The 1,159-nt window shown below is 38.8% G+C and carries 2 protein-coding genes; both read right to left on the bottom strand.

What is annotated here, in order from left to right:
- Positions 1–76: 76 nt before the first annotated feature.
- Positions 77–397, bottom strand: coding sequence for a hypothetical protein (locus Q0791_RS24860; RefSeq protein WP_299011946.1), 321 nt, complete (start codon positions 395–397; stop codon positions 77–79).
- A gap of 97 nt (positions 398–494) precedes the next feature.
- Positions 495–1,052: a hypothetical protein gene (locus tag Q0791_RS24865; protein ID WP_299011947.1), complete on the bottom strand. Its 558-nt coding sequence runs from the start codon at positions 1,050–1,052 to the stop codon at positions 495–497.
- Positions 1,053–1,159: the final 107 nt, after the last annotated feature.

A 1,159-nucleotide genomic window follows, 5' to 3' on the forward strand; every position in this document is an offset into this window, starting at 1 on the left:
GCAGGAGCAATTAACGACCTTGCCTACAGCATGTTGAATTCCCGCTGAAAGATCACTTATATAATGGAATTGGTATTTACTCTTGGATCACGTTTGTCCCTTTTAACGCAAATAACATGACTTCTAATAGTTGAATATACAATAAGCATGGATTGGGGTGTAATTCTCGGCAATAACGGCAATTAATGGCTTTTCCTAATGAAAAAGCCCCCTCACCTTTTTCATTGGGCTTTAACGCAACAGTGAGTTGTCTCTTCATAAAAGCGGTTTTGACATCGGCAACAGATAATGCCCAATATTCAGTTGAATGAATATAAAATAACACATTCGTGCGGTCACTGGCGCAAGCACTGTAGTTTGCAAATAAACTCGCGCGATCGGTTAATGCTAATTTCATCGCTTTCCTTAGCTCCTTCCATCCATATTTACTCACTGTCAGTCATCGGCTCAATGATGATTATAGCCAGTAAACACTCTCTTCTTATTACAGTTTATTACACGCTTAACGCTTGAATACATTGTTCTCGAATTGCCCAAATCAATGGCGCCTTATCAAGGCCAAACCTATTTTGAATAAATTGATAATGAAAAGAGGGTTTAGCGGTTTGTATTTCATCAGGAAGTATATTTTTCTCAATAAAAAACACCTTAATGGGTTCACAGCTCGGTTTCATCAAACGGGTTAAATCCACTCGTTGATTTTGATAAGTTAAATAACAATGAGCTTCAGGAATAAAATCTTGCCTATATTGCTTGAGCACTTTCCCGACGCCCGGAGTATTCGCTTCTGTCATTCCATAGATCCCCATAGTCAATTCAACATCAATGTTCAACTCATCGGCCAATGCTTTTAGCAACGCATGTTTGGTACTACAAGTCCCTTTTTGCTCTTCAATCACACTCATATAATTGCAACTATCTTGAGTGCGACCATAAGGTAAGTACCACACCCATTGACAGATTTGATGAAAAGACTCAAAGCCCAACTTCAATAAAGTGCCAGAAATGGGCTCATTAGGGTTGAGCGCTTCATTGGGTAATATTGAATACATAGTCGATGTTCACTCCTTGAATGTTTATCCATTATATACCCGTGACTGATGAATCCCCAGTTTTTTTACTCACAGGTGATTCCCAGGAAGTTGATTTTATTTGGGAA

It is taken from the genome of uncultured Shewanella sp. (assembly GCF_947495455.1).
Taxonomy (GTDB): Bacteria; Pseudomonadota; Gammaproteobacteria; order Enterobacterales; family Shewanellaceae; genus Shewanella.